Source organism: Streptosporangium sp. NBC_01469 (assembly GCF_036227305.1).
Taxonomy (GTDB): Bacteria; Actinomycetota; Actinomycetes; order Streptosporangiales; family Streptosporangiaceae; genus Streptosporangium.
The window spans coordinates 8,735,615-8,760,895 of record NZ_CP109465.1; the positions used below are offsets into that span (position 1 = coordinate 8,735,615).

The 25,281-nt window shown below is 71.0% G+C and carries 23 protein-coding genes and 1 riboswitch; of the genes, 14 read left to right on the forward strand and 9 right to left on the reverse strand.

The features are described from left to right. Positions 1 to 66: 66 nt before the first annotated feature. The gene (locus tag OG587_RS37995) at positions 67 to 2,061 is read left to right on the forward strand and encodes a prolyl oligopeptidase family serine peptidase (protein WP_329083644.1); all 1,995 of its coding nucleotides are present in this window, start codon (positions 67 to 69) and stop codon (positions 2,059 to 2,061) included. Between the two features lie 44 nt (positions 2,062 to 2,105). Next, a riboswitch (cobalamin riboswitch) is annotated at positions 2,106 to 2,305 on the forward strand. 32 nt (positions 2,306 to 2,337) lie between these two features. Beyond that, on the forward strand, positions 2,338 to 2,958 hold the full coding sequence (gene bluB / locus OG587_RS38000; protein WP_329083645.1) for a 5,6-dimethylbenzimidazole synthase: 621 nt from the start codon (positions 2,338 to 2,340) through the stop codon (positions 2,956 to 2,958). A gap of 583 nt (positions 2,959 to 3,541) precedes the next feature. On the opposite strand, the gene OG587_RS38005 is transcribed toward bluB, so the two are convergent. Next, positions 3,542 to 4,276, reverse strand: coding sequence for a helix-turn-helix domain-containing protein (locus OG587_RS38005; protein ID WP_329094124.1), 735 nt, complete (start codon positions 4,274 to 4,276; stop codon positions 3,542 to 3,544). Between the two features lie 222 nt (positions 4,277 to 4,498). On the opposite strand from OG587_RS38005, the gene OG587_RS38010 reads away from it, so the two are divergent. Beyond that, positions 4,499 to 5,170 (forward strand): DUF4097 family beta strand repeat-containing protein, encoded by a 672-nt coding sequence (locus tag OG587_RS38010; RefSeq protein WP_329083646.1) that lies wholly within the window; start codon positions 4,499 to 4,501, stop codon positions 5,168 to 5,170. A 75-nt stretch (positions 5,171 to 5,245) separates the two neighbouring features. Then, a complete protein-coding gene (locus OG587_RS38015) occupies positions 5,246 to 6,373 on the forward strand; it encodes a serine hydrolase domain-containing protein (RefSeq protein ID WP_329083647.1) in 1,128 nt (375 codons plus the stop codon). A gap of 333 nt (positions 6,374 to 6,706) precedes the next feature. On the opposite strand, the gene OG587_RS38020 is transcribed toward OG587_RS38015, so the two are convergent. The 3 genes from OG587_RS38020 to OG587_RS38030 form a co-directional block, all read right to left on the reverse strand. After that, on the reverse strand, positions 6,707 to 7,363 hold the full coding sequence (locus OG587_RS38020; protein WP_329083648.1) for a response regulator transcription factor: 657 nt from the start codon (positions 7,361 to 7,363) through the stop codon (positions 6,707 to 6,709). 361 nt (positions 7,364 to 7,724) lie between these two features. Then, positions 7,725 to 8,153: a hypothetical protein gene (locus OG587_RS38025; protein WP_329083649.1), complete on the reverse strand. Its 429-nt coding sequence runs from the start codon at positions 8,151 to 8,153 to the stop codon at positions 7,725 to 7,727. Then, complete coding sequence (locus OG587_RS38030) at positions 8,150 to 9,343, reverse strand: RNA-guided endonuclease InsQ/TnpB family protein (RefSeq protein WP_329083650.1); 1,194 nt, start codon at positions 9,341 to 9,343, stop codon at positions 8,150 to 8,152. Before OG587_RS38030 ends, OG587_RS38025 begins: the two co-directional genes overlap by 4 nt. 48 nt (positions 9,344 to 9,391) lie before the next feature. Between OG587_RS38030 and OG587_RS38035 the strand changes: the two genes are divergently transcribed. Beyond that, positions 9,392 to 9,604 carry a hypothetical protein gene (locus tag OG587_RS38035; RefSeq protein WP_329083651.1) on the forward strand — a complete coding sequence of 71 codons (213 nt, stop codon included), beginning with the start codon at positions 9,392 to 9,394 and terminating at the stop codon, positions 9,602 to 9,604. Between the two features lie 152 nt (positions 9,605 to 9,756). Here the strand turns inward: OG587_RS38035 and OG587_RS38040 are convergent, their stop codons facing one another. Next, complete coding sequence (locus tag OG587_RS38040; RefSeq protein ID WP_329083652.1) at positions 9,757 to 10,611, reverse strand: helix-turn-helix domain-containing protein; 855 nt, start codon at positions 10,609 to 10,611, stop codon at positions 9,757 to 9,759. Positions 10,612 to 10,952: 341 nt separating this feature from the next. On the opposite strand from OG587_RS38040, the gene OG587_RS38045 reads away from it, so the two are divergent. From OG587_RS38045 to OG587_RS38070, 6 genes are all read left to right on the forward strand, one after another. Next, positions 10,953 to 11,153: a hypothetical protein gene (locus tag OG587_RS38045; protein WP_329083653.1), complete on the forward strand. Its 201-nt coding sequence runs from the start codon at positions 10,953 to 10,955 to the stop codon at positions 11,151 to 11,153. Next, on the forward strand, positions 11,153 to 11,494 hold the full coding sequence (locus tag OG587_RS38050; protein ID WP_329083654.1) for an ArsR/SmtB family transcription factor: 342 nt from the start codon (positions 11,153 to 11,155) through the stop codon (positions 11,492 to 11,494). Before OG587_RS38045 ends, OG587_RS38050 begins: the two co-directional genes overlap by 1 nt. Before the next feature lie 68 nt (positions 11,495 to 11,562). Beyond that, complete coding sequence (locus OG587_RS38055; RefSeq protein ID WP_329094126.1) at positions 11,563 to 13,221, forward strand: SulP family inorganic anion transporter; 1,659 nt, start codon at positions 11,563 to 11,565, stop codon at positions 13,219 to 13,221. Between the two features lie 129 nt (positions 13,222 to 13,350). Next, entirely contained in the window at positions 13,351 to 14,568 is a 1,218-nt protein-coding gene (locus tag OG587_RS38060) for a hypothetical protein (RefSeq protein WP_329083655.1), read from the forward strand. After that, positions 14,558 to 16,249 (forward strand): helix-turn-helix domain-containing protein, encoded by a 1,692-nt coding sequence (locus OG587_RS38065; protein ID WP_329083656.1) that lies wholly within the window; start codon positions 14,558 to 14,560, stop codon positions 16,247 to 16,249. Before OG587_RS38060 ends, OG587_RS38065 begins: the two co-directional genes overlap by 11 nt. 374 nt (positions 16,250 to 16,623) lie before the next feature. Further along, positions 16,624 to 19,755, forward strand: coding sequence for a chromosome partitioning protein ParA (locus tag OG587_RS38070; RefSeq protein WP_443075646.1), 3,132 nt, complete (start codon positions 16,624 to 16,626; stop codon positions 19,753 to 19,755). A gap of 191 nt (positions 19,756 to 19,946) precedes the next feature. Here the strand turns inward: OG587_RS38070 and OG587_RS38075 are convergent, their stop codons facing one another. Next, the gene (locus tag OG587_RS38075; RefSeq protein WP_329083658.1) at positions 19,947 to 20,441 is read right to left on the reverse strand and encodes a hypothetical protein; all 495 of its coding nucleotides are present in this window, start codon (positions 20,439 to 20,441) and stop codon (positions 19,947 to 19,949) included. A 157-nt stretch (positions 20,442 to 20,598) separates the two neighbouring features. Here OG587_RS38075 and OG587_RS38080 point away from each other — a divergent pair, with 157 nt between their 5' ends. Together OG587_RS38080 and OG587_RS38085 are read left to right on the forward strand one after the other, a co-directional pair. Beyond that, the gene (locus OG587_RS38080) at positions 20,599 to 21,741 is read left to right on the forward strand and encodes a hypothetical protein (protein ID WP_329083659.1); all 1,143 of its coding nucleotides are present in this window, start codon (positions 20,599 to 20,601) and stop codon (positions 21,739 to 21,741) included. Positions 21,742 to 21,768: 27 nt separating this feature from the next. Next, positions 21,769 to 22,464 (forward strand): dihydrofolate reductase family protein, encoded by a 696-nt coding sequence (locus OG587_RS38085; RefSeq protein WP_329083660.1) that lies wholly within the window; start codon positions 21,769 to 21,771, stop codon positions 22,462 to 22,464. Between the two features lie 393 nt (positions 22,465 to 22,857). Here the strand turns inward: OG587_RS38085 and OG587_RS38090 are convergent, their stop codons facing one another. Next, positions 22,858 to 23,646: a hypothetical protein gene (locus OG587_RS38090; RefSeq protein WP_329083662.1), complete on the reverse strand. Its 789-nt coding sequence runs from the start codon at positions 23,644 to 23,646 to the stop codon at positions 22,858 to 22,860. A 231-nt stretch (positions 23,647 to 23,877) separates the two neighbouring features. Here OG587_RS38090 and OG587_RS38095 point away from each other — a divergent pair, with 231 nt between their 5' ends. Next, on the forward strand, positions 23,878 to 24,132 hold the full coding sequence (locus tag OG587_RS38095) for a hypothetical protein (RefSeq protein ID WP_329083663.1): 255 nt from the start codon (positions 23,878 to 23,880) through the stop codon (positions 24,130 to 24,132). An 8-nt stretch (positions 24,133 to 24,140) separates the two neighbouring features. On the opposite strand, the gene OG587_RS38100 is transcribed toward OG587_RS38095, so the two are convergent. Next, positions 24,141 to 24,569 (reverse strand): DUF4267 domain-containing protein, encoded by a 429-nt coding sequence (locus tag OG587_RS38100; protein ID WP_329083664.1) that lies wholly within the window; start codon positions 24,567 to 24,569, stop codon positions 24,141 to 24,143. 66 nt (positions 24,570 to 24,635) lie between these two features. Continuing rightward, positions 24,636 to 25,277: a hemerythrin domain-containing protein gene (locus OG587_RS38105; protein WP_329083665.1), complete on the reverse strand. Its 642-nt coding sequence runs from the start codon at positions 25,275 to 25,277 to the stop codon at positions 24,636 to 24,638. Positions 25,278 to 25,281 lie beyond the last annotated feature (4 nt).

The following is a 25,281-nucleotide window of genomic DNA, read 5'->3' on the forward strand; positions in this document are numbered from 1 at the left end:
CCCGCCCTCCTCGCCGTGCTTCCCGCCCAGGGCCGAGGCCCGAGGTCTCCACACCGGAGGAATCCGATGATCTACCCTTCCGCCGAGCGGCACCCCGTCGTCGACCACCTCCACGGTCACGCGGTGCCCGACCCGTACCGGTGGCTGGAGGATCCGGACAGCCCGGAGACGCGGAGCTGGACGGCCGCTCAGGGGAGGCTCTGGCGCGAACACGCCGGCACGCTGCCGGGCCGTCACCGGTGGCACTCGCGGGTGGCCGCGCTGACCGGGGCCGGAACGGTCGGCACGCCGATGTGGCGCGGCGGGAGCCGGTTCTTCCTGCGCCGTACGGCCCGGCAGGAGCACGCCGTCCTCTACCGCACCGGTCCCGACGGGGTGGAGGAGACGCTGATCGACCCGATGGAACTCGACCCGAGCGGGCTGACCACGCTCGACCACTGGCAGCCCGACCTGGACGGCAGGCTGGTGGCGTACCAGCTGTCCAGGAGCGGGGACGAGCGGTCGGAACTGCGGGTCATGGACGTCGCCACCCGCCGGGTGGTGGACGGCCCGATCGACCGCTGCCGGTACGCGCCCGTGGCGTGGCTGCCCGACGGGAAGGCGTTCTTCTACGTCCGCTCCCGCCAGGTCCGCCTGCACCGGCTCGGCACCCCCGCAGAGGACGACGCCGTGATCATGGGTGAGGAGCGCTCGTACGGTCTGGGGATCAGTTACAACGGGCGCTGGCTGACGGTCTCGGCGATGGCGGGCGACGGCAACGACCTCTGGCTGGCCGACCTGTCGTCCTCCTCCGCCGAGCGTCCCGACCTGCGGGTGGTCCAGCGGGGGGCGGGCGCGATGACGGTGCCCGCCGTCGGCCGCGACGGGCGCCTGTACCTGGTCACCACCCTGGACGCGCCACGGGGACGGCTGTGCGTGGCCGACCCGGCGCGGCCGGGCCCCGAGCACTGGATCGACCTGGTCGGCGAGGACCCCGAGGCGGTGATCGGCGAGTTCGCGATCGCCGGGCAGGCGCTGCTCGTGAGCTGGACCCGGCACGCGGTCAGCGAGATCAGCGTCCACGACCTGGCGACCGGGAGACGGCGCGGCCCGGTGCCGCTGCCCGGCCTCGGCTCGGCGGGAGGGATGACCACCCGCCCCGAGGGCGGCCACGAGGTGTGGTTCACCTACACCGACAGCGTCACGCCCGCGGGGGTGCACCACTACGACACGCGCACCGGGCGGACGTCGCTGTGGAGCGCCGCGCCCGGCGCCGTGAAGGTGCCCGAACTCGAGGCCCGCCAGGTGGTCTGCGCCTCCGCGGACGGCACACCGGTGCGGATGGTCGTGCTGGCCCGCCCCAGTTCGGGCCCCAGGCCGGCGATCCTGTACGGCTACGGCGGGTTCGGGCTCTCGCTCACGCCGTCGTACTCCAGCTACATCCTGCCCTGGGTCGAGGCGGGCGGGGTCTTCGCCCTCGCCCAGCTGCGCGGCGGCGGCGAGGAGGGCGCGGACTGGCACCGCGACGGCATGCTGGACCGCAAGCAGAACGTCTTCGACGACTTCGCGGCGGCGGCCGAGAAGCTCGTCTCGGACGGCTGGACCACCCCCGCACGGCTGGGCGCGTGCGGCGAGTCGAACGGCGGGCTGCTGGTGGGCGCCGCGCTGACGCAGCGCCCCGACCTGTTCGCCGCCGCCGTCTGCTCGGCGCCGCTGCTCGACATGGTCAGGTACGAGCGGTCGGGGCTCGGCCCGGCGTGGCGTTCCGAGTACGGTTCGGCCGACGACCCCGAGCAGCTGGGCTGGCTGCTGGGCTACTCCCCCTACCACCGGGTCACCGACGGCGTCGACTACCCGGCGACGCTGCTGACCACGTTCGGCGGTGACTCCCGCGTCGACCCCATGCACGCGCGCAAGATGTGCGCGGCGCTGCAGGCGGCGACGTCGGGCTCACGGCCGATCCTGCTGCGCCACGAGGGCGACGTCGGCCACGGCTCCCGCTCGGCGGGCCGCGCCGTCGGCCTGGCCGCCGACATGCTCGCCTTCCTCGCCGCCCACACCGGCCTGGACACCGGCACCTGAACGGCCCGGTGACCCGATTCCGGCGGGAATCGGCTACCGTGTCGAGCGGCGAACTGTTGTGAGGTGCTCCGCTCCGGCGGGGAGAATCGGGAAGCCGGTGTGATTCCGGCACGGGCCCGCCGCGGTGACCGGGAAGTCCCCACCCACGCGCGTACGCGCGGCCACTGGTCCGGCAGGACTGGGAAGGCGGGTGGTCAGGCGTCGATCCGGAAGTCCGAAGACCGGCCTCGCGCCCACAGCCCCGGCACGGGGCATGTACACAGCGGGAGCCTGCCCATGGACAACCGGCTTTACGACGTCATCCACCGCCGCCGTGACGTGCGCGCGCAGTTCACCGGCGCGCCCATCCCCGACGAGGTCCTGCACCGCGTCCTGTCGGCGGCCCACGCCGCACCCAGCGTCGGTCTCTCCCAGCCCTGGGACTTCGTCGTGGTACGCGACGCCGCCCTCCGGGCGGCCTTCCACGAACACGTCCATCACGAGCGGGAGGTCTTCGCCGCGACCCTCGACGCCTCCGCCGCGCGGCGATTCGCCCAAATCAAGATCGACGGCGTGCTGGAGTCGACACTCTCGGTCGTGGTCACCTACGACCAGGACCGGGGCGGCCCCGCCGTCCTCGGCCGCCACGCCATCGCCGACGCGGGCCTGTACTCGGTGTGCCTGGCCATCCAGAACCTCTGGCTGGCCGCCACCGCCGAGAACCTCGGCGTCGGCTGGGTGTCGTTCTACCGCGAGCCCTTCCTCGGCGACCTCCTCGCCATCCCGGCCGGAGTTCGCCCTGTCGCCTGGTTGTGCCTCGGGCCGGTGACCCACCTGGAAACCACACCCGACCTCGAACGGCACGGCTGGCGTCACCGGCGCCCCCTGCGCGACGTCGTCCACCACGACCGCTGGTGACCACGCCCCCGGGCGAGGCCGGGCGCACCGCCCGGCCTCGCCCGGGGGAACCCGCTCCCGGTGGGCGACGCGGCCTGGCGCCGCGCCGGCGCACGCCCGGGTCGGTGTGCACCGTGAGGCGGTGCAGACGCGAGACGAATCCCCTCGGCGACCAATCGTCCTGGCCGCTCGTCAGTCGCACGCTGACGACGTACTCACCCGGCTGCCGGGTGGCGGCGACCGCCTGGACCTGTGCCACGCGCCTGCCGAGATAGGGCAGATACTCATGGGCGACCCGTCCGGTCAGCAGATCCACGGTCTCGGGCATGCCGTTGCCGAGCACCGCGTAGCGCGGCGTACCGTCGTCCGCCAGCGGGGGCCCGGCCAGCCACTCCGGCAGGGGCCGCACGGCGGCCCGCCCTTCTTCCGCGATCTTCACAAATGATCACGAACTCTATCCGGCCTGACCGGGACGTCGGGAGCCAGATGGTGCCGAGCCGGTGTCCTCCTCCCGACCGTGTCCCCGGCGGTTGGGGGTGTCCCGAAGTCGGCCGATGTCCCGGCGGTGGTCGCCGAGGCTGCCTGCCCGCGATCCGAAGGTGGCTCAGGTAACGCTGTCCGAGGTCGTTTCGGGTTTCGTGTGGAGGATCTCGCGGGCCTGGTCCGCGGCGCGGGCGATGCTCTCGGAGACGAAGTCGACGAAGCGGGCGATGTTCTCCAGGCGGGCGGCGGCCGGGGTGCCGGGGCCGAGGATGCCGACGCCCTGCCGGGCGACCTCGCCGAGGTGGGCGGTAGATCGGGCGCTGGCCATCGTGGATTGGTACATGACGTCGTCGTCGACGACGTAGCGTTCGCGGCGGCGTTCCTCGCGTTCCCGGCGGATGAGGCCCTGGCTTTCGAGGAACGCGACCGCTTTGGAGACGGACGCCGGGGTGATCTGGAGGCGTACAGCGAGTTCGGAGGCGGTGAGACTGCCGGCGTCGGTGGTGTAGAGGTTGGCCAGCACCCGGGCCGTCATCTTGGGCAGGCCCGACTGCATGAAGACGGTGGTGAACGTCTCCTCGTACTCGCGTACGGCTTCGGCATCGCGTCCGTGGGCCTGCGGGGGTGTGTTGGGGTCCCGGGGCGCGACCTTTCTGCGGCGGTGGGCGCGGTGTTCGGTGGCGCGGTGGGCGAGGTCGGCGCGGTAGGCGGTGGCGCCGCCGTTGCGCATCACCTCACGCGTGATCGTCGAGGTCGGACGGTCGAGGCCTCTGGCGATCTCCGCGTAGGCGAGCCCGTCGGCCAGCCCCAGCGCGATCTGCTGGCGTTCCTGCTGGGTGAGTCTGCCTCCCGGCATCGCGGTCTCCTTCGTGGTCCGTGGTGTCTCCACGATAGCGTTCATCCTCGACTCATTGCAACGAACAAAATCGGATTGTTGCATTAGATTTTAAAACCATTGCAACGAATTACCGGCCTCTACCTGCAATTATGGTGGTTGCATGCAAAAAGTCAGTTGCCGCATACAAAAACGCAACGTAGTGTTTCCGTCATCAGAAACAACGAGCCGAAGGAAGACACGATGCAGAAGTTCGACACCCCCACCCCGGTGACCGCCATCCTCGACATCCCCGCCGGCCGCATCCAGCTCATCGCCGCCGACCGGGCCGACACCGTGGTCGAGGTCCTCCCCGCGAACGCCTCCAAGAGCCGCGATGTGAAGGCGGCGGAGCAGACCGAGGTCGTATACGGCGACGGCGTCCTGCGGATCAAGGCCCCGGAGGCGAAGAGCCAGATCCTCGGCCCTTCCGGATCCATCGAGGTGACCGTCCAGCTGCCCACCGGCTCCCACATCGAAGCGACGACGGCCCTCACCGACCTCCGCAGCGTCGGACGGCTCGGCGACATCGCCTTCGAAGGCGCGCAGGGCTCGATCAAGCTCGACGAGGCCACAGGCGCCCGCCTCACCCTCCAGTCCGGCGACGTCTCGGTCGGCCGCCTGAACGGCCCCGCGGAGATCAGTACCAAAAAGGGCGACCTCCACATCACCGAGGCCGTGCGCGGCACGGTCACGCTGCGCACCGAGTCCGGCGAGATCTCCGTCGGCGCCGCCCGCGGAGTCTCCGCCGCCCTGGACGCCGGCACCACCTACGGCCGGATCCACAACGCGCTCAAGAACACCGACGGCGCCGACGCCGCCCTGACCATCCACGCGACCACCGCCTACGGCGACATCACCGCCCGCAGCCTGTAAGAGAAGCCCCTCTCGGACCCGGCGACCCTGCCCGTTCAGTTGAATCTCGCAACAGTCTCAAAGGAGCACCCCACCATGTCCATCACCCGTACCGACCAGGACCGCCCGGAGCTGCAGAAGACCATCGAGGAGCTCGTCGATTCCGGTTTCACCGGGATGACGATGCGCGTGAACGATGAGCGGGGTGAGTGGGTCGGCAGCGCCGGGGTGCGCAAGCTGGGCGAGAACGCCAAGCCGCCGACCGACGGACACGTCCGGATCGGCAGCAACACCAAGACCTTCGCCGCGACCTTGGTGCTGCAACTGGTGGCCGAGGGCACGATCGAGCTGGACGCCCCGGCGGATGACTACCTGCCCGAGTTCGGGCTGGACCGGCGAATCACGGTGCGGATGCTGCTGCAGCACACCAGCGGGGTGTTCAACTTCACCGGCGAGTACTACGACGACGGGACGTACGCGCCGGGGATCCCCGCCACGACCGCGGGCCAGGAGTGGGTGGACAACCGGTTCAAGACCTATCTGCCGCAGGAGCTGGTACGGCTGGCGTTGTCCAAGCCGTCGCGGTTCGAGCCGGGGACGGACTGGAGCTATTCCAACACCAACTACGTGCTGGCCAGGCTGCTGATCGAGAAGGTCACCGGCCGCACCTACGCCGAGGAGATGCAGCGGCTGATCCTGGGGCCGCTCGGGCTGACGGGCACCGTGGCGCCGACCACCCAGTCGGAGATATCCGAGCCGCACGCCCGCGCCTACTACCGGTACGAGGAGGCCGGCGAGCAGAAGACGGTCGACGTCACCCGTCAGAACCCCTCCTGGATCTCCAGCGGCGGTGACATGATCTCGACCACCCAGGACCTGCACACGTTCATCTCCGCACTGCTGGGCGGCAAGCTCCTACCGGCCCCGTTGCTGGCCGAGATGTGCACGCCGGAGCCCAAGGTCGGCTACGGCCTGGGGGTGTTCGTGCAGGACACGGACGGCGGCGGCACCGTCATCACCCACAACGGCGGCATGGCGGGCCACGGGGCGCTGATGTACAGCACACCCGACGGCAGCAAGACCCTGACCGCCTCGCTGAACTATGTCGACGACGCCGCACTGTCCCTGGGGGAGGCGTTCCAGAAGGCGACGCAAAGGCTCGTCAAGGAGGTGTTCGGCGGCGGGCAGACCGGATCGCCCGACGCGACCGAACCCGCTCAGTAAACAGGGTCACGGTCACCGCGACGATGCCGTTCTCGATCCGCGCCTGGGGCGAGGTATCGCCGGAACACGTACGCGGTCGCGTGTCCGGAGTCACCCGATCGAAACAATGGCGACGCGTCAACGGCACTTGAATGCCCGCTCTTCCCGAGAAATGCTCGCGATGACAGATCTCGTGAGGAGATCAGCAGCGGCCAGCGAGAGCGGTTCTTCGCGGGTGGAAGGCTGAGTCGTTCCCGGATCGAGGACCCGGCCAACCGCACCAACGCGTTCTACAGGTACACCGCCGCGGTCAATCGCGCCCTGGCCGGATTCTGACCCGGTCAGGCCGGGCGATCAGTTGAGCGAGCGGTAGCGGTTCAGGCCCAGGCTGGTCAGGTCGTCGGACCACAGCCAGCCCGCCTCCCTGGCGATCCTGACCGCCTCGACGCGCGTGCGGGCGTCGACCTTGTTGAGGATCCGTGCCAGGTAGTTGCGTACCGTGCCGCCGGACAGGCAGAGACGGTCGGCGATCTCTCCGACCGGCGCCCCCTCGGCCGCGGCCTGCAAGACCTCCAGCTCGCGTGCGGTGAGCGGGTTCCTCTTCGCGTTGAGGGCGGCGACGGCCAGCTCGGGGTCGACGACCCGCTCACCGGCGGCCACCCGGCGTACGCAGCCCGCGAGCTGGCCCGCCGGGGCGTCCTTGACGACGAAGCCGCGCGCCCCGGCGTCCAGCGCCCGGCACAGCGCGGCCGGGGTCGCGAGCCCGGTCAGGATAACCGTCCCGCATTCGGGAAACCGGCGGTGCAACTCCGCCGTCGCGGTGAGGCCGTCGGTGCCGGGCAGGCCGATGTCGATGAGCGCGACATCCGGCCGGTGGAGCAGGCAGGAGCGGACCACCTCGTCGCCGTGACCGACCTCGGCGATGACCTTGATGTCACTCTCCGTGGAGAGCAGGGCGACCATGGCCCCTCGGACGAGATGCATGTCCTCGGCGATCAGGACGCTGATCATGAATCGTCTCCCCCTTGCTGCACCGCGCGCTCTCACCTGGCCCGGGGACACTACCCAAGGAAGTCGGGTGACTACCGCAAGTCCGAGTTAAACACGAAACACGTGGCATCGAACCGCGATTCGCGCAGGCAGGAGACTTCAGCGCGCGGAAAATAAGGGCCGAGGGTCAGCGGACGCGCTCTCAAAAAGTGCGCGCTACCCACACGAAACGGCCAAATCGGCCGCAAGGGTCGGCCGCGGCGGGCGGCGCGGCCCCTCTCCGAAGTGACCGGCTTCGCGTTCACCGGATGCCGGGGGGTGGGCTCCGGGAAGGCGATTCCGGCTGCGGTCCGTCACCGGTGCGCCGCCGCGACGGACATGATCAGACCGGGGCGGCGGCCTCGTGGTGTTCCAGCAGGACGTCGGCCAGCAGGTAGCCGCCGCGTATCAGGTGAACCAGCGGGCGGGCGCGCAGTTCCCGATAGTGAGCGGCGATCCGGATCGCCGCCGCGACCGGGGTGGCCGCGCTCGTCCACAGCGGTCTGTCCCGGTCCTCGGAGACTGGGACGATCCACCAGAAACGGCACGCGTCGTCCAGGCGGGCGACCAGACCGTAGTAGACGGAGATAACGATCTTTCCGGACGGCAGGCGGTGGACGTCCGCCGGGATGTTGTGGAATCGGGCCAGCAGGGCCGCCAGTTCACGGGCCCGGAGTTCGGCTGAGGGTGGCGCGAGGTCTTCGGGGGTTCTGTGATCAACGTTGACGTCCTCCCCGGCCTGAAGGCCAAGGATTCCTCCCGCGCCGCTCACGCGACGCTCCGGTGGGTTCCTGCTTCGCGGGCGTCCGCCACCGCGAGCGGTGGTCTTACGTCGCCTCCACAGGCGTTTAACCTGTCCGCCCGTCCGGCGGCCAGAATGTTGATCGCCGCGTTCACATCCCGGTCATGGACCGCCCCGCACGGGCAGATCCACGACCGGACGTTCAACGGCATCGAGGTGGCGATGCTCCCGCACACCGAGCACAGCTTCGAAGAGGGAAACCAGCGGTCGATCTTGGCGAAGTGGCGGCCATACCGCCTCGCCTTGTACTCCAGCATGCTCACGAACTGCGACCAACCCGCATCGTGCACCGACCTGGCCAGCTTTGTGCGGGCCAGACCCGACACGGCGAGATCCTCCACATAGACCGCTTGGTTGTCGCGGATCAACGTGGTGGAGAGCTTGTGGGCGAAATCGCGGCGCGTGTCGGTCACCCTGGCGTGCGCCTTGGCGACCTTGAGCTTGGCCTTGGCCCGGTTCGCCGACCCCTTCTCTTTTCGGCTCAGCGCCTTCTGTAGCGTGCGGAGTCTCTTGGCCGCGCGGCGCAGGATACGTGGATTGGCGACCTTTCGGCCGTCCGAGGTGATCGCGAAATGCGTCAGACCCAGGTCGATGCCGATCTCGGAGGCCGTCTGCGGCAGCACCTGGTCCGCCGTCTCGATGACGAACGACGCGAAGTAGCGGCCCGCCGAGTCCTTGACCACCGTCACCGACGACGGCTCAGACGGTAGTTCCCGCGACCAGACCACCTCGATCTCGCCGACCTTGGCCACGTACAGGCGCCCGTGCGGGCGGACCAAGAACCCGTTGCGGGTCAGCCGGATCGCCTGCCGCGAATCCTTCCGGGACCGAAACCGCGGCGCGGCGACCTTACGGCCCTTACGTTTTCCGGTGACCGAGGCGAAGAAGGTGCGGAACGCCACGTGCAGGTCGCCGAGCGCCTGCACCAGCACGACCGAGGACACCTCACCCAGCCATGCCCGGTCCGGCCTCTTCTTCGCCGCCGTGATCACGGCCTTCTGCAGGTCGGTGTCCTTGATGTACGGCAAGCCGCCCGCGTGGGCTTCGCGCCTAATGCGCAGTCCGTCGTTGTACACCGTCCGCGCGCACCCGAACGCTCTGGCCAGCGCGTGGCGCTGCCCCGGCGACGGGTAGAGGCGGACGTTGTACCTGAGCTGCATGAGGTCAACGATACCGAAGAATGCGCGTGTCGTATGTACGATGTGCGCATGAGCCCTCTCGAGCGACTGACGATGAACCTGACCCAACGCGGCGCCGAAGCCCTCGCCAAAGGCGCCGAACTGACCGGCGACACCAAGACCGACACCGTCAACCGGGCACTCCAGGTATACGCCTACCTGGAGCAACTCCGCACCGAAGGCGGAACCATACTGATCCGCAGACCAGGACAAGACGAACTCGAAGTGATCAACTTCCTGTGACATGCCGGGCCTACCCCGCCCTGAAGGACGGCGCCTGCACCCCTTAATGAGTCTGGTCACGCTGGTGAGGGTAAAGATCCAGAGGCGCCCGCCTCAACGATGTTGCGCGATGTTGCGCGTTCACTCCTCGCGAAGCGTCACCTCGCGGGACATCACCTCTCGCGGAACGCGTCGGCCGCGGCCCGCAGCATGTCGCGGGCCTCCTTCCCGTACACCGCGGCTCCGCTCAGCGCCTGGAACGCCTTCTCGTACACGACCACGTCACTGGGGGCCTTGTGCTGGATCTGGCCGGGTACGGTGTCGACGCGGACCCTGTTGGCGTCGTATATCCAGAAGTTCTCCGGTGGCATGAGCGGCGGCCTGGTCGTCGCGGAGACGATGCCGAAGGACACGTTCGCGGTACCGGAGGTCAGCTCCGCCAGCCGGTCGAGCTGGGCGACCATCTGCTCGGGGCCGACCAGCGGCATGCGGAGCGCCTGTTCCCCGACGACGAACGCGAACCGCTTGCTCCCGTTGCGCAGGATCTCCTGCTGTTTCAGCCGCGCCGCGACCGCGGCCTCGATGTCGTCGGGGATGCCCCGAAAGTCGATGATGGCGCGCAGGTGGCCGCGGACATAGTCGCCGGTCTGGAGCAGGCCGGGGACGGCCGAGTGCTGCCAGACGCGGAACTGGTGGGTCTTGTCGTACAGCGGCTGGAACGAGCGCTGGACATGGCCGAGCCCGCTCTCCTCCAGGCGGCGCCAGTCGGTGTACATCGCGTCGATGTTCTGGGCGGCCGCGATGAGGTCGACCACCTGCTCGTCCGCGTCGCAGGCCTCGCACCACGTGCGAATGTCCGTCTGGTTGGGCATCTGGACCGCGTTCTCGATCTTGGAGATCTTGGTGTGGTCCAGGCCGGTCTTCGCCGCCAGCGCTCGCCCTGTCAGCCCGGCGTCGGCGCGGAGCGCCCTGAGCCTGGCGGCGAGAATGCCTTTGGCCTCGTCGATGCGTGCTGTGGAGGTCGCCATCTCCATCACCTTGTCACCGCGGGGGGTTGGTGCTCCGACAGTACGTCGGATGTTGCGATCTGTCTTAAATGTTGCGAATAGTTGTGATGAATCGTGGGCGCGTTCCCATCACGCTCCCCGATCTGCCCCGGCCCTGCCCGTTGCCCTCGCCCCCACCCCGTCTCCGGCCAGTTTCCGCTCGGCGATCTCGCCGACAGAGCGAGCCAACCCAGGTCGGCCGGCGAGGCGGTGGGGCTGTGACCGCGTGCCCGCGGCACCCTGTCCAGGTTTCCATGAATTGCGAACTTACGCAATTGAGTACATGATGGTGCCGTCGGATGGGACCGAGATCAGGGGGTACTGTGAGCGGGTCTTTCGCTACCGCGGTCAGGGAGCGGGCACGTCGGGCGGTCGCCGCGTTGGAGGCGGCCCGCCACGGCGACGACGCCGACGAGCTGATACTGGCCGAAGCGGAGTGGGAGCATGTGACGCGACTGGCTCGTATGCACGGTGTGCCGATCGGCCCGGGTGAGGCCGGGCCGGGCGAGAGGACCGCTCCGTGATGTCGGTTCCGCTGTACGAGGCCAAGGCGGAGCTGTTCCGGCTGCTGGGCCACCCGGTCCGGATCCGGGTGCTGGAGCTGCTGCAGGAGGGGCCGATGCCGGTTCGGGACCTGCTGGCCGCCATCGAGGTGGAGCCGACGGGGTTGTCGCAGCATCTGGCCGTGCTGCGCCGTTCGGGGATGGTCACCGCGCACCGCGACGGTTCCACCGTGGTCTACGCCCTGGCCGGCGGTGATGTGGCCGAGTTGCTGCGTGCGGCGCGCAAGTTGCTGACGCAGATGCTCACCGGGCAGCACGAGCTGCTGAGCGAACTGATCAAGACCGAGACCGGCACCTCGTGACCCCCTTGCTCTCCTCGGGCTGGGCCCGCCTGCGCAGCGTGCTGCCCGAGGGCGGGGAACTGGCCGCGATGGGCCGCCGTCCCCGCCGTGACCTGCTGGCCGGGCTCACGGTGGCGATCGTGGCGTTGCCGCTGGCGTTGGGGTTCGGCATCTCCTCGGGCATGGGCGCCGCGGCGGGTCTGGCCACCGCGGTGGTCGCCGGAGTACTGGCGGCGCTGTTCGGCGGTTCGAGCCTGCAGGTGTCCGGCCCGACCGGGGCGATGACGGTGGTACTGGTGCCGATCATGCACGCTCACGGCGCCTCCGGTGTGCTGATGGTCGGCATACTGGCCGGGCTGCTGCTGATCGCGCTGGCGCTGGGTCGCGCGGGCAGGTACATGGCCCTGGTGCCGGCCCCCGTGGTGGAGGGCTTCACCATCGGCATCGCCTGCGTGATCGGCCTGCAGCAGGTCCCGGCCGCCCTGGGGGTGCCGACCCCGGAGGGAGACAAGGTCCTCGGCGTGGCCTGGAACGCCGCGCGGGACTTCCTCGCCCAGCCGCGGTGGTGGGCCCCGGCCATCGCCCTGACGGTGGCCGCGGTGATGCTGCTGGGGGCGCGCCGGCGGCCCAACATGCCCTTCTCCCTGCTCGCCGTGGCCGTCGCCACCCTGCTGACGCAGCTGGCCGACCTGCCGATGGCGCGCATCGGGGACCTGCCCGCAGGGTTGCCCGCTCCCTCGCTGGCCTTCATGGACGTGGGCGCGTTGAGCTCACTGTTCGCCCCCGCGGTCGCGGTCGCGGCCCTGGCCGCGCTGGAGTCCCTACTGTCGGCCGCCGTGGCCGACGGCATGAGCGTCAACCACAGGCACGACCCCGACCGGGAACTGTTCGGCCAGGGCCTGGCCAACCTCATCGTCCCGCTGTTCGGCGGCGTCCCGGCCACCGGTGCCATCGCCCGCACCGCGGTCAACGTCCGCTCCGGCGCCCAGTCGCGGCTGGCCGCGCTGGCCCACGCGGGCATCCTGACCGTGATCGTGCTCATCGCCGCCGACCTGGTCGCCCAGATCCCACTGGCCGCGCTGGCCGGTGTGCTGCTGGCCACCTCGGTACGGATGGTGGAGGTCGGCTCGGTCAAGGCCATGATCCGCTCCACCCGCGGAGACGCCGTCGTCCTGGGACTGACCGCGATCGCCACCTTGGCGCTCGACCTGGTCCAGGCCGTCATCCTCGGCCTGATCGTGGCCGGTGCGCTGGCGTTGCGCTCCATCGCGCGCGACGTTCGCCTGGACGCGATGCCGATTCACCCTGATCTGCCCGGCGACCACAGCGAGCAGGAACACGCCCTGCTCGCCGAGCACATCGTCGCCTACCGCCTGGACGGGCCGCTGTTCTTCGCTGCGGCCCACCGTTTCCTGCTGGAGCTGTCCGAGGTCGCCACCGTCTCCGTGGTGATCCTGCGCATGTCCCGTGTCACCGCCATCGACGCCAGCGGCGCCCTGGTCCTCGGCGACGCCATAGAGCGACTGCAACGCCGCGGCATCACCGTCTACGTCTCCGGTATCCGTCAGGGCCACCACCAGCCCCTGCACGCCCTCGGCGTCATCGCCCACCTCGACCGGGCCGGCCGTGTCTTCGCCACCACTCCCAAGGCCATCGAGGCCGCCCGCGACCGGCTCCGGCAGGCCGGGGTTCTGCCCGCGCCCGCCACTGCTCCCCCGACATCGGACCTGGGCGGGTCACGACCGTAGGAGGCCCGAGCGGGCCGCCGACGCCGGACCAGACGAACCATGCGGCCCGTGTCCGGCCGCGTCTCTCCGCGGGGCACTTCTCGGCGGTCCGGGTCAGGATTGTCGGGCGCAAGCCTTACGGTAGGGCGCGTGCCAGAGACGAACCACGAGATCACGCTCGACTCGGCCCTCACCGAGGAGGCCGTGCTCTCGACCTACCGCCGCATGTTCGCGGCGCTCGCCCGCGACAGCGGCGCGGTGGTGGACGACCCCGCGCTGGTCGACATCGCCGAGACGTTGTTCGCGGCGTTCGCCGAGGCGGGCGAGGAGTGGCTGACCCACGAGCAGATGCGCCACGTCTGCCGGGCCTACCCGCTCGACCGGTTCGAGAACCGGCTCCGGGTCCTGCGCGGTCTCGGCGCGATCCGCGAGGTGTTTCCCAAACCCAACCAGCTCCGCTACCGCGCGTCGTTCACCAGCGTGGTGGGGCTGATGTTCATCCGCCGGATGATGGACGACGGCGGCCAGTCGGAGATGCACCGCCTGCTCGCGCTCGAAGACCTCAACGTGGCCGACCCCCGCACGACGATGGAGGAGGCCCGCGTCAGCGCGCAGAACCTGTCGCGTGCCTTCCGGCTGTGGGCGCTGGAGCTGATCACCCTGACCGGCGGCACCATCGAGGAGTTGCGCGAGCAGGCGCCCAAGCTGTGGGGCACCGAGGAGATCGCCCGGCGGGCGCAGAGCCTGCACGGCACCATCCTCACCCGCTGGCCCGACCTCGACCGCACCTGCACCGAGCTGCGCGCCTCGATTTACTCCTACAGCGACGCCTCGCGCCGCGCCGCCGGGCGCCTGGCCGACTCCGCGGGCACGACGAGAAACCTGACGCTGCTCCCCGCCGAGACCTGGCGTACCTTCGCTCAGACCGCGAGCAAGGAGCGCCTGGCCTCGGTGCTCGACGGCTTCGTCTTCGACGCCCCCGCCCCCTGGCACGACCCGGCGGCGATCGTCAGGGCCGTGGACGAGAGTCCGCGCCCGGCGCCCGCCCAGCCCACTCCCCCGCGTTCGGCCCTGCCCGACCCCGGCCCCGCCGACACCCACGTCCCCGGCACCGACGGGCTCGACCACCTGACCGCCGTGGCCGAGGCCGCGCTCGCCGGGCGCTCCACCGCCCGTCTGGAGGAGCTGCTCACCGCCGACGGCGAGTGGGTCTCCGCCCGCCGCCTGCTGGCCGACCTCGTCTCCGCCGACCTGCGTCCCGACTCCCCATACCGCCTGCGCTGGTCCGACGGCCTCACCGCCGACCCCGGCGGCGAGCCCGCCTGGCTCTCCCACGGCCATCTCGAAAGGACCGGCGGTGCCGGCTGATCCGCGACACACCCCGGCCGAGACGGTCCCGGCGCACGAGCGGGCGGCAGCGGCAGGAGCGACGTACGAGCAGGCGGCGGGAGCGGCCGACGTCGAGGCCGATACGCCGGGACGGACGGTGACGACCGCCGGGGCGGAGACCGATGCGGGTACGCCGGGACGGACGGTGACGGCAGCCCCTGCGGAGACCGATGCCGGGACGTCCGCGCGGGCCTCGGTGACCGGCACCGAGCCGTCCCGGATGGCGCACGTCCGCGCCCGAGCGGGCGGTCCTCTCCCACTCGGGGCCGGAGAGGCGGCCCCCACCGGGATGGCGCGGCTGGGGCGCGGCGACGGGACGGGCCTGGCGCTGCCGGTCTGGCCCGACGGGGCGACCCCATCCCTCCTGGAGGAATACCAGGTCGCGCCGGTGGCGGTGGAACGATCCGGGGAGACCCGGCGGGTGCTGGCCGCGGCGCTGCGGTGCTGCTGGACCGACCTGGCCGCCGACCCCTGGCCGGGCGTCCCGGCCACGGTGGACGACGTGCTGTCGGCATACCGGGCGCTGATCGGGCGCGGCGACGACCTCATGCGCAACTGGGCGGTCGGCGCGCTGCGCCGTCTGCACGACTCGGCCTGGCTGGAGGTCGCCGACGGTTTCGTGCGGCTCGGCCCCCGGTGCGCCTCCTGGCCCACCGCGTCACACGCCCAGTTGCGGGAGCTGATGCGCCGCCTGCCCGCGGGCGAGAAGGTTCCGGGCGGCCTGGAGGTGCTTCCGGTCGCCGAGGGCGCCCTTGACGACGCCCTTGACGATGCGGAGGCGGGGGCCGGTGTCACGGTCCCCGAGGAGGTGGACGAGGACCTGCTCGGCCCGTTCGACGAGCGGCGCAGAGCCGAGGTCGTGGCGGCCTTCATGGCGGTGGAGCACGCGGCCGAGCCGGTGCACGAGGCGCGTTTCTCCGCGCTGCGTGACCCGATGCTGCGCCGTGCGCTCGCCGAGATGCTGGAGCGTCGCGGCCGGGTCCTGATCCACGACCGCGACGCGTGGACCTCGGGCTACGCGCCCGAGACGCTCGCGGGAGCGGGGGTGCCCTCGGAGCCGGGGTCGGGATCGGGATCGGGAGCGCGTTCGGGAGCGGGAACGACTTCGGGAGCGGGGACGGGAGCGCGTTCGGGAGCGGGAACGACTTCGGGAGCGGGGACGGGAGCGCGTTCGGGAGCGGGAACGACTTCGGGAGCGGGGACGGGAGCGCGTTCGGGAGCGGGAACGACTTCGGGAGCGGGGACGGGAGCGCGTTCGGGAGCGGGAACGGGAACGGGGTTGACCTCGGGAGCGGGCTCGGCTCTGGGTGAGTCCGAGCGGGCGGTTCTGGTCCTGGTGCTGATCCACTCGGTCGCGATCCCGCGGGCCGACGGCCTGCTGCCCGCCGACAGCTGGCTCTCGCCGTTCCCCGCCCAGGTCGACGAGCTGCGGCGGCACACCAGGCTGCCGGTCGGCGAGCTGGACGCCGCGCTGCGCGTCCTGCGTCACGCGGGTCTGGTGACCCAGGTGAAGGCGGGCGAGGAGGCCGGGGGTTACGTGCCGGGGCCGCAGTTCCACCGGCTGACCCCGCAGGCCAGGCGCCGCCTGCAGGAGGAGCTGATCCTCGCGGCGGGGCCGCACACCCCGCTGGCGGCGGCCGTACGGGCCAACCGGCGGTGAGCGGACCGCGACGACGGGGTGCCGGAGACCCGGTGGCCCAGGCGTCGAGCGGGCGCGAAAAGGCCGCCCCTCACGATGAGTCGAGTCCGGGGCGAGGTGCCGGGGATCCGGCGCTCCACGCGCCGGAAGCAGGATGGAAGAAAGGAACGACGGGGTTGACCGACCAGCGGAACCAGGCCGCGAAGAGCTCACGCGGGAGCCGAGCCAGGGCCACGGAGAGCCGCACCGGCACGTCCGGGACCAAACGCGTCCAGGCCGAGGTCACCGGAGCCGCCCGGACCAGGAGGGGCCAGGCGGAGAGCGGGGAAACCGGGGCCTCCGAGGGCGTGGGCGGGACGCAGGCGACATTGGTCCCCGTGGAGACGAGCCGCGCCATCGCACCGAGCGAGAACGTGGTGGGTGACCGGGTGCTGATCGCCGTGCAGCCGGTCAACATCTCGCGGCTCTCGACCCACCCGGTGCCGACCGTGCCGGGCACGCTGATCGTGGTCGCGGGCGCGGGGCCGAAGGACTCCAACGGCGCGGGCAAGTCGTCGTTCATCGCGATGATCACCGCGCTGCTCGGAGACGAGCAGTGGCGTTTCGCCTCGGGTGCGAAGTCCGTCTCGGAGCTGCTGTTCAACGCCGAGCTCGCGGCAGGCGGGGGTGGCCGGACGTGGGCCAGCGCCGACCACGGCTACATCATCGGCGTCTTCGCCCCGGCCGACTCCGTACACACCGGCGCCGCGCACACCGACGCCGTCCGCACCGGCTCCGTCCGCGCCGTTCCCGCGAGCGCCAACCCCGCGAACACCGTCTCCGTGAGCGCCGACCCCGTGGACGGCGGTCCCGTGGACGGCGACTCTCCGGGCATCGGCTCCGCGAGCACCGGTTCCCCGGACGGCACCGCCCCGGACGGCGCTGTCCTGGACGATGCGGTGACCGTGTGGCTACGGGTCAACCAGGAGGCTCCGCACCTGGAGATCCGGTGGATCCAGGGGGTGCACCTGGCGTCGGCGGCCTCGGAGGCGGAGCGGGTGGCGCGGGCCGACGAGCTGTGGGCGGCGCTGCCCCGCTCGGCGGGACGCCGCGACGTGGTGGCGCGCGACCTGACCAGGTTCCTGTACGGCGACCGCGTCAGGTGCGTGTCGTTCCTGTCGACCTCGGTGCGGAGCAAGGTCGCCACCAACCTGCTCTCCCAGCCGCTCAACGAGATCTCCCCCGAGCGGGTCTTCGAGGCGATCGCCGCGCTGACCGGCCTGGACTCCGAGCTCGACCAGGAGCGGGAGGCCCGCCGCGACGAGCACGCCAGACGGGTGCGGGCGACGCGGGCCGTGGAGCTGCTCCGGGAGTTCGAGGACGAGTCCCGTACGCTCCTGGAGACCTTCGACAGGCGTGACCGGGCCCGTGTCCGGCTGGCCGACGCGATGCGCTGCTGGCGGGGGCGGCTGGCACGCAGGCTGGCCGACGCCGGGCAGCGGGACGAGGCGCTCGCGATCGAGCTGGAGCGGGTCCACGCGGCGGGCGCACGTGCCACGGAGGCGATCGGCGAGGTCAGGGCCGAGATCACCACGCTCAAGGACGACACGCTGGAGCGAGGGCTGGCCGAGGCCCGCAGGGAGCTGACCGGCCTGCAGGCACGCGCGGCGAAGCTGGACGCCGACCGGGCGGTGGCGGAGAACTCGGTCGACGAGCTGCGCGGCTGGATCCCCGGCCTTGAGGAGCAGCGCCGTTTGGCCGACGGGCGCGACGTGGCGACGGCGGGTGCCGAGCTGGCCGAGGCCAGGACGCGGCTGAACGAGGCGCTGAAGGCGCTGGGCGTGGCCGACCGGGAGGCCGAGGGGGCGAAGGCCGCGCTGGACGACGCCGAGGGTGGCCCGGCGGCGGCCCAGCTCAACGCGCTCGCCGAGGCGGGTGTCGGGGCGACCGGCCTGCTCGACGCGATCGACGTCGCCGAGCAGGCGCGCGACGACGAGGCCGCGCAGCGTCGAGGTGGCCAGGCGGCACCGCTGGGAGCTCGCGGGTGGCCGCACGAGCACGCGGTGATCGTCGACGCGGCCGACCTGGAGGCCGCGGCGCGGGCACTGGGCGCGCTGCCCGGATCGGTGCTGGTCAGCGCGGCGGGCGTCACCGTCGTGGGATCGTTCGAGGTGGCGGTCACCGGCAGAGAGGCCCGCATCAAGGCGGCCGAGCAGCGCCTGCATCGGGCACGTGACACCCAGGAGAGCGCGGCGGCGGTCGTACGGGCCGCCGAGGATGCCGTGGCCGAGGCGGGCCGGAGGCTTGAGGGGGCGAAGGCGTCCGTGCAGCTGGCCGACATCGAGCGGCGGCTGGCCGAGCGGCGGGCCGCGCTCACCGAGCTGTCCGAGGTGCTGGCCGGGATCGCGCCGAAGGTCGACGAGGCCGAGCGCCGAGCGAGCGCCCTGGACTTCCGGGCCCGCACGAGAAGCATGGAGATCGAGCGTCTGGAGGGTCGCAGGGCCCGGCACGAGTTCGACCGCGACCAGGCGGCGGAGCAGGCGGCGAGGATCGCCGCGGACCGTGACGCGCTCAGGCTGGAGGCGCTGGCCGGTGACTGGGGCGGCACCGTCGACGGAGCCCGCGAATGGCTGGGCGCCCTGGACGAGCAGGAGCGCCCGCTGACGTCCGAGGAGTGGTGGCGGGCCGCGGAGCGCCGCCTGGACGAGGCGCTGCGCGACACCTTCCCCGGCGAGGACGAGGAGATGCCCGAGGAGCTGCGCTTCCTGGTCAGGGAACGGACCGCGCCCGGCGCCGGGCGCACCGCCCGCGAGCAGGCGACGTTCCCCGGCGTGTGCTCGGCGCTCGCGTCCTACCTACGCGGCCAGGAGGAGTACGAGCGGCACCGGCGCCGCCAGATCGAGACGCAGATCGTCACCCGGCAGCGCGACCTGACGGCCGCCGCCAGGGGCGCCGAGGAGGCCGCCCAGTCCACCGCCGTGCACCGGGCCGCGCTGACCGCCGCGATCAGGGCGCGGCTGACCCGGGTGGCCGAGGAGTTCGACAAGCTCGACACCTCCTACGGCGGTTACGGCGCGACGCTGGAGTTCCCCGTCCCGCCCGCGCCCGCCGACCCCGAGCAGCGCTGGGCGTGGCGGGTGACGCCCAAGTGGCGCAGGGGCGAGGGGCAGGGCTTCGTGCCGTACAACCGGCGGGCCAACACCGCGCTGATGGACGAGAAGGCGGTGAAGCTGGTCTGCGCGGCGGCGATCGCGTCCTCGGGCGGCGGGCACCTGTGCCTGGTCCTCGACGAGCTGGGCCGCAACCTCGGCAAGGAGCACCGCAGGGAGGCTGTGGCGCTGTTCCGCCGGATCGGCGAGACGTACGGGATCACGGTGATCGGCGCGCTTCAGGACGACATGGAGCCCTACGCCGTCGACGCCTGCGGGCAGTACGTCAAGCTGCGCCGCTCCTCCGACGCCATGCCGTACAACGAGCCGCCGATCGTCATCGGCCACGACCTCCACGCCGGACGGGTGCGCGCCCTGGCCTCCGCGGTGAGCCGGTGAGCGGTGAGCCAGTGAGCCGGTGAGCGCGGCGCCGCCTCGGGGGCGGAGAGGGTCTCCGGGTGACGTGGCCGGCTCCCCCACCGTCACCGGTGTGGACGTACCGGATGACCGACTGTTGTCCGGTACGTCGCCGCACCCCCGCGAGGTCCTTCCGGCGTGCTGCCGCCGCACCTCCTATGCGCGCTCCCGAGCTATGCGCGCTCCCCGAGCGTGCGCCGGTAGTGCTCGGCGATGTCGTCGCTGGTGGTCAGCCATATGCCGGGTTGTGCCGCGAGGTATTCCAGGGCCTGGTCCAGATACTTGGCCCGGAACGGCTGGCCGGTCACGAACGGGTGCAGGGCCAGCGCCATCACCCGGCCGCCGTGCTCGGAGTCGGCGTGCAGTTGCTCGTACTGGTCCTTGATGATCTGCAGGAATTCCGGCCCGGTGAAGCCCTTGCCGAACAGTAGAAGATCGTTGATTTCGACCGAGTAGGGGACGCTGAGCATCTCGGGCACGTTCAACCGGTAGGGCTGGTCGTCGTTGGTCCAGTCCAGCACGTAGCCCAGGCCGAGTTCGGCGAGCAGCGCCGGGGTATTGCTCACCGGCCGTTCGCGGGACGGCGCCGGGGTGGGGAGGGCGTGATCCTCACCGCCGGGTCCCGCCTGGGCGGCGCGATCCCCTGACCGGGAGTTCTCGTCATGCATACCTGCAGTGTCCAGGAGGGTGACGGCCGTCCTGCCCGCACACCCCGCGAAGGGCGCACACCTTCTTCGCCATCTTCCTCACCTGGCCCGCGATCTTCTCCCGCACCGACCGGAACCTTTTACAGCGGCGCTACAGCCGCACCGCCACCTTGTGGTCATGTCGAGGATCAAACGACTATATATCGAAAAGTCCGATAAGAAATGGCTGATCGCGCTTCCGGGGCAGGTCGCCCTCGTGGGCCTGATCGTCTTTCTGGTGGACCGCCTAATGATCGAACTGGTCGCGCAGCGTTTCCGGGATCTCCTGGACGAACTCAGGGCCACGAACAACATGTGGTTGCCCAAGCAGGCGCAGGCCGAGCTGCTGCGGTACGGACAGAGTGCCACCGAGTACACACGTCCCGCCGCCGTCTTCCTCCTGGCCGCCACCGTTCTCTTCGCGTTCGCGACGATCGCGCTGTGGCGGGGTTCGCCCCGTGCGGCGAGCGCCGGGCTGATCCTCGTGGGAGTGCTCACGCCCGCCTACCTGACGGGCCTCGTCATGACGTCCTCCACGAGCCTGAGCCAGGTCGTCCACTCGTCCGGCTACACGGAGGAGGCCGCGAACCTCATCGCGTGGACGATCCCCGAGTGGTACGCCCCGGCCCGCATGGGAGTCCTGGGTGCGGCGGTCGTGACATACCTGATGAGCGTGGTCGTCCTCCTGCGATCGGCGTCGGGGAAGGGCTGGGCCGTACCGGTCCCCAGGATGGTGCCGTACCTTCTGGCCTATCCGCCACTGGCCGGAGTGAGCGTCATGGTGTTCGACCTCGTCGGATTCCGGCAGGTCGGCTCGATCTTCGATGAGGAACAGCTGCGGATCCCCAACGAGTACAACGGCGAGGACCACGGCGATGCCTACGCCAGGGACACCTGCCTGGACGGGGCCCTGTCGGTGATCTGGACGCACGCCGCGCTGTTCGTCGTCGTCACGGTGATCGCCCTGCCCTTGGCCTGGATCGTGCGGCGCGGGAGGACCTCCTCCGGTCCGGTGCTGGCCGGTCTGGGACTGGTGGGCCTCCCCTTCCTGCTCCTGCTGCTGGTCGTGTCGTTCTCCTCCTTCTTCACCTTCCAGATCCCCGACGAGAGCATCCCCCCGGAGGGGTTCGCCTCGGCCATGTCCTGGTATGTCCCCGCCGTCCTGACCCAGACCGCCCTGGCCGCTCTCGCCTACCTCACGAGCATGGCGCTGCTCGTCAAGGGCGCGCGGCGGGCGACCCTGGAGAAGCCGACGAAGGACGGCGTCCGGGCCGCGCTCTGACACGTGTCCCGCTGTTCCTCGACCCCGGTGTCGTCCACATCCACCACGTTCGTGCGCGTCCACACGCTGAGAGCGCGGGCGGTGGCCACCGCCTGGGGGTCACAGGGTGCGCAGGAAGCCTTCGAGGATCCGGTTGAAGACGTCCGGGCGCTCCATGTTGGGGTAGTGGGCTGTCCCGTCGACCGGGATCGCCCGGCCGTCGGCGGCGGTGCGGGCGAGGAGGTGGTGGAGGTCGAGGCCGGCGGCACCCTCGTGGTCCCGCCGCACACCATCCACGCCTTCGCCCTGACCACCGGCTGCGACGCGCTGCTGCTGGACCGCGTCACCTACGAGGGCATGGCTCAGGCCTGGCCGAACATGGGCGGCAACCCCTACTCCGACCACGTCAACGCCATGGCCAAGTACGTGGTGGCCTCCCAGCCGGTCGACACCGCCGCGTGGAACCCCACTGTCGTCGTCCCGGGCGACGACCTCACCGCCGAGATCACCAAACTCAAGGAGCAGGACGGCGGCGACATCCTCATCTGGGGCAACGGCCGCCTCACCGACCACCTGGCCACGGCCGGGCTGCTCGACGAGTACCGGATCTGGATCTACCCCGTCCTCAAGGGCCAGGGCGAGCCGCTGTTCCGCCCCGAAAGCGTCACCGGCATGAAACTCGCCGACACCACCACTTTCACCTCCGGTGTCACGGTCCTCGCCTACCAGCCGACCTCCGACTGAACGCCGCTCAAGCCGGCGGTCATGCGGTGCGCGGGCGGGCGCCGGCGATCGCCACCGGGCTGATCGCGCTGGTGGCGGCGTACTACACCGCACGCAACACTGCCACCGCGCGCCGCACCTTCGCGTTGAGCGAGCAAGGTCAGCAGCGCACCCACGAGCTGACCGAACGTGGCCGGCTCACCGACCGCTTCACCGCCGCAGTCGCCCAACTCGGCGATCCCGCCCCGGCCATCCGGCTCGGCGGAGTCCACGCCCTGGCCGGGCCGGCCGATGACGCCTCCACTCGTCAGCTCCGCCAGACCTGCGTCGACGTGCTGTGCGCCTACCTACGCAGCTCATACCCCCAAGCCCTCCGACGACGCGACAGCGTCACCGTCAGGCCGCCGGCCGCTGTCACACCCCGTCCCTGTCCTCAAGCTTGGTCGTCACCTTGTTCGCGGGCGGCGCCTTGATGGAGACCTTGGCGCCCCAGCCGGTGAAGCGGGTCTCGACGCTGATCGTCTTGCCCTCCCACCCGGTGCTGTCGAAGATGCCGGTGACGGGGAAGGATGTGGTCAGGCGCTGCGGCAGGCGGTTTCTGTCCACGGTGAGCTTGAACGTCACCACGGTCTTGTCGCTCGACCGCAGCGGCAATGTGGCGCGGAACCAGGGCGAGACCTTGGCGAGCCTGCCGAAGGTGGTGGTACCGCTGTAGGTGGTACGGGTCTTCTTGGCCCCCTTGAGCAAACTCGCCAGGGTCGCCGGCTCCGCGACGTTCACCAGCTGGCTGAACCAGCCGTCCACGCCGCCCGTCATGCCGTCCGGGTCCTTGTACCAGCTCTTGCCTCGTGGCATCTGGTCGCGGTAGGTGCCGCCCTGGGAGTAGCTCGTGGTGCCGACCCGGATCGTCCGCCCGGAGACGGACAAGGTGGAGCCCTCGTCGGCCGCGCCGGAGCTCTTCGAGCTGATGTCGGAGGCGACGATCCCGCCCCTGCCGAACTGGAAGGAACCGGTACGCCGCAGGTAAGGCTTGCCCTCGCCATCTTCGATCATGGTGGTCAGGTCGGCGAACTTCACCCCCTTGCCCGGGACGAACTGGCTCTTCAACGCCTTGACCGGGTCGGCGGGGGCGGCCTGGGCCGGTGCCCCGGTCATGAGCGCGACGGCCGTGGCCGCGGAGATGCTCGCGATCATTCGCTTCATAGGGGTTCCTTGATCGTCCGGGACAGAAAGGGGCAATCCTTCCCGATCTTGATCACGGACGTGTCTCGCCCCTCTTCGGACGGCCAAAGCCGAGCACCGGGAAACAGCGCCTGGTGCGTCGGCGACCACCGCGGCGAGTGACGACGTACGCCAGGGCCGGCCGGGATCCGCCGTGCGACGGCCTTCACCTGAGCCCGCTCCGCGAGCCGTCCCGCGCCCGGAGGCGAACATGTGGGTCACCGGCGACGTGCGTCGCCGTCCACCGCTCAAGGGCTCGTCAACGCCATCCCGGTCCAGTCGCTTCTCAAGGACCCGGCCCGGACTGAGCGGCTCACCGACGCCGACCGGCGCGCGCTCAGCCCACTCTTCTGGATCACGCGGTTCGGCGAGTACTCCACCCACGAGTTCGGCCTGGCCCCGGAGGCGTACGAGCCGCATCTCGATGTCGACCTCACGACGCTCGGCCTGGAGGGCGGAGCGGCGTAACCGCACGCTCAACGCACGGCGGGGACCGGGGCGGACGGCGGGGCGGTAGTGGCCTCGCGGGTCTCGCGCAGGGTCAGCAGGCCGGTGACGACCATCAGCACCGCGGTCAGGCCGTGGACGCCGAACGCGGCGGCGGCGGAGCCGTCGTGGGCGAGCACGTTGGTCATGTCGCCGAACGGGATGAGGGCCTCGACCAGCAGGACCCAGCCCAAGGCGCGGCGGTGACCGGTCAGCAGCAGGACGCCCAGGACCAGGCCGCCCGCGATGTCGCGGATGCCCTTCAGGATCAGGAAGCCGTCGCCGTCGCCGGAGGGCCAGCCCGGCAGGCCGAAGCCCGGCGCGACGGTCTCGGGAGTCAGGACGAAGGACGTCCCGAAGTAGAGGATGAAGAGGACGCCGGCGGTGGTCAGGGCGGTGTTGACGGTCTTGAGCGACATGGTTGTCTCCCTTACGAGGTCAGGTCAGGTCAGGTCATGTTCGCGTTCGTGCCGGGAGTGGCAGGGTCAGGCCGCGCGGACGCGGCGGATGTGGCGGGCGTAGCGGGGGCGGCCGATGACGTGCCAGACGCCGCGTACCGGTGCGGGGAGGCCGGACAGGAGCGTGGCGCGCTCGGCCGGGTTCGCGTCCTCCAGGACGAGGCCGAAGAGGGTGAGCAGGGTGAGTTTGGGGGTGTTGGCCACCAAGTGGTCGCCCAAGGAGGCCCATTCCCTTTCGGTGATGTACTCGGCCGCGAGCGGAAGAAGAGCGGACTCCTCGTCGTCGAGGTGTTCGAGCAGGACCGCGCGGTGCTCGGCGAGGGCGGCCACGAGGGTGTCGCGCTCGTCGGCTCCGGCGGTGGCCTCCCAGACGGGGACCGCGGTGTCCAGCCTGGTCAGCGTGGCCGCGATGCGCTCGTGCTGGGCCTCCATGCGCAGGACGATGTCCGCCTCCAGATCGACCCGGGACAGGAGCGGCGGCCACAGCAGCTCGTCCTCGCCCTCGTGGTGGTTCTTCAGCCCCACCTGGTAGACGCGGAAGTGGCCGGCGATCACCTTGGCGCGAGCGGTGTCGCCGGGGGCGACCGCCGCGACGAGCTCCGTCAGCAGCCGCGACTCGCGGCGGAGGGCGCGGTGGACGATCTCCATGTCCTGGGTGTTGACGCTCATCTGT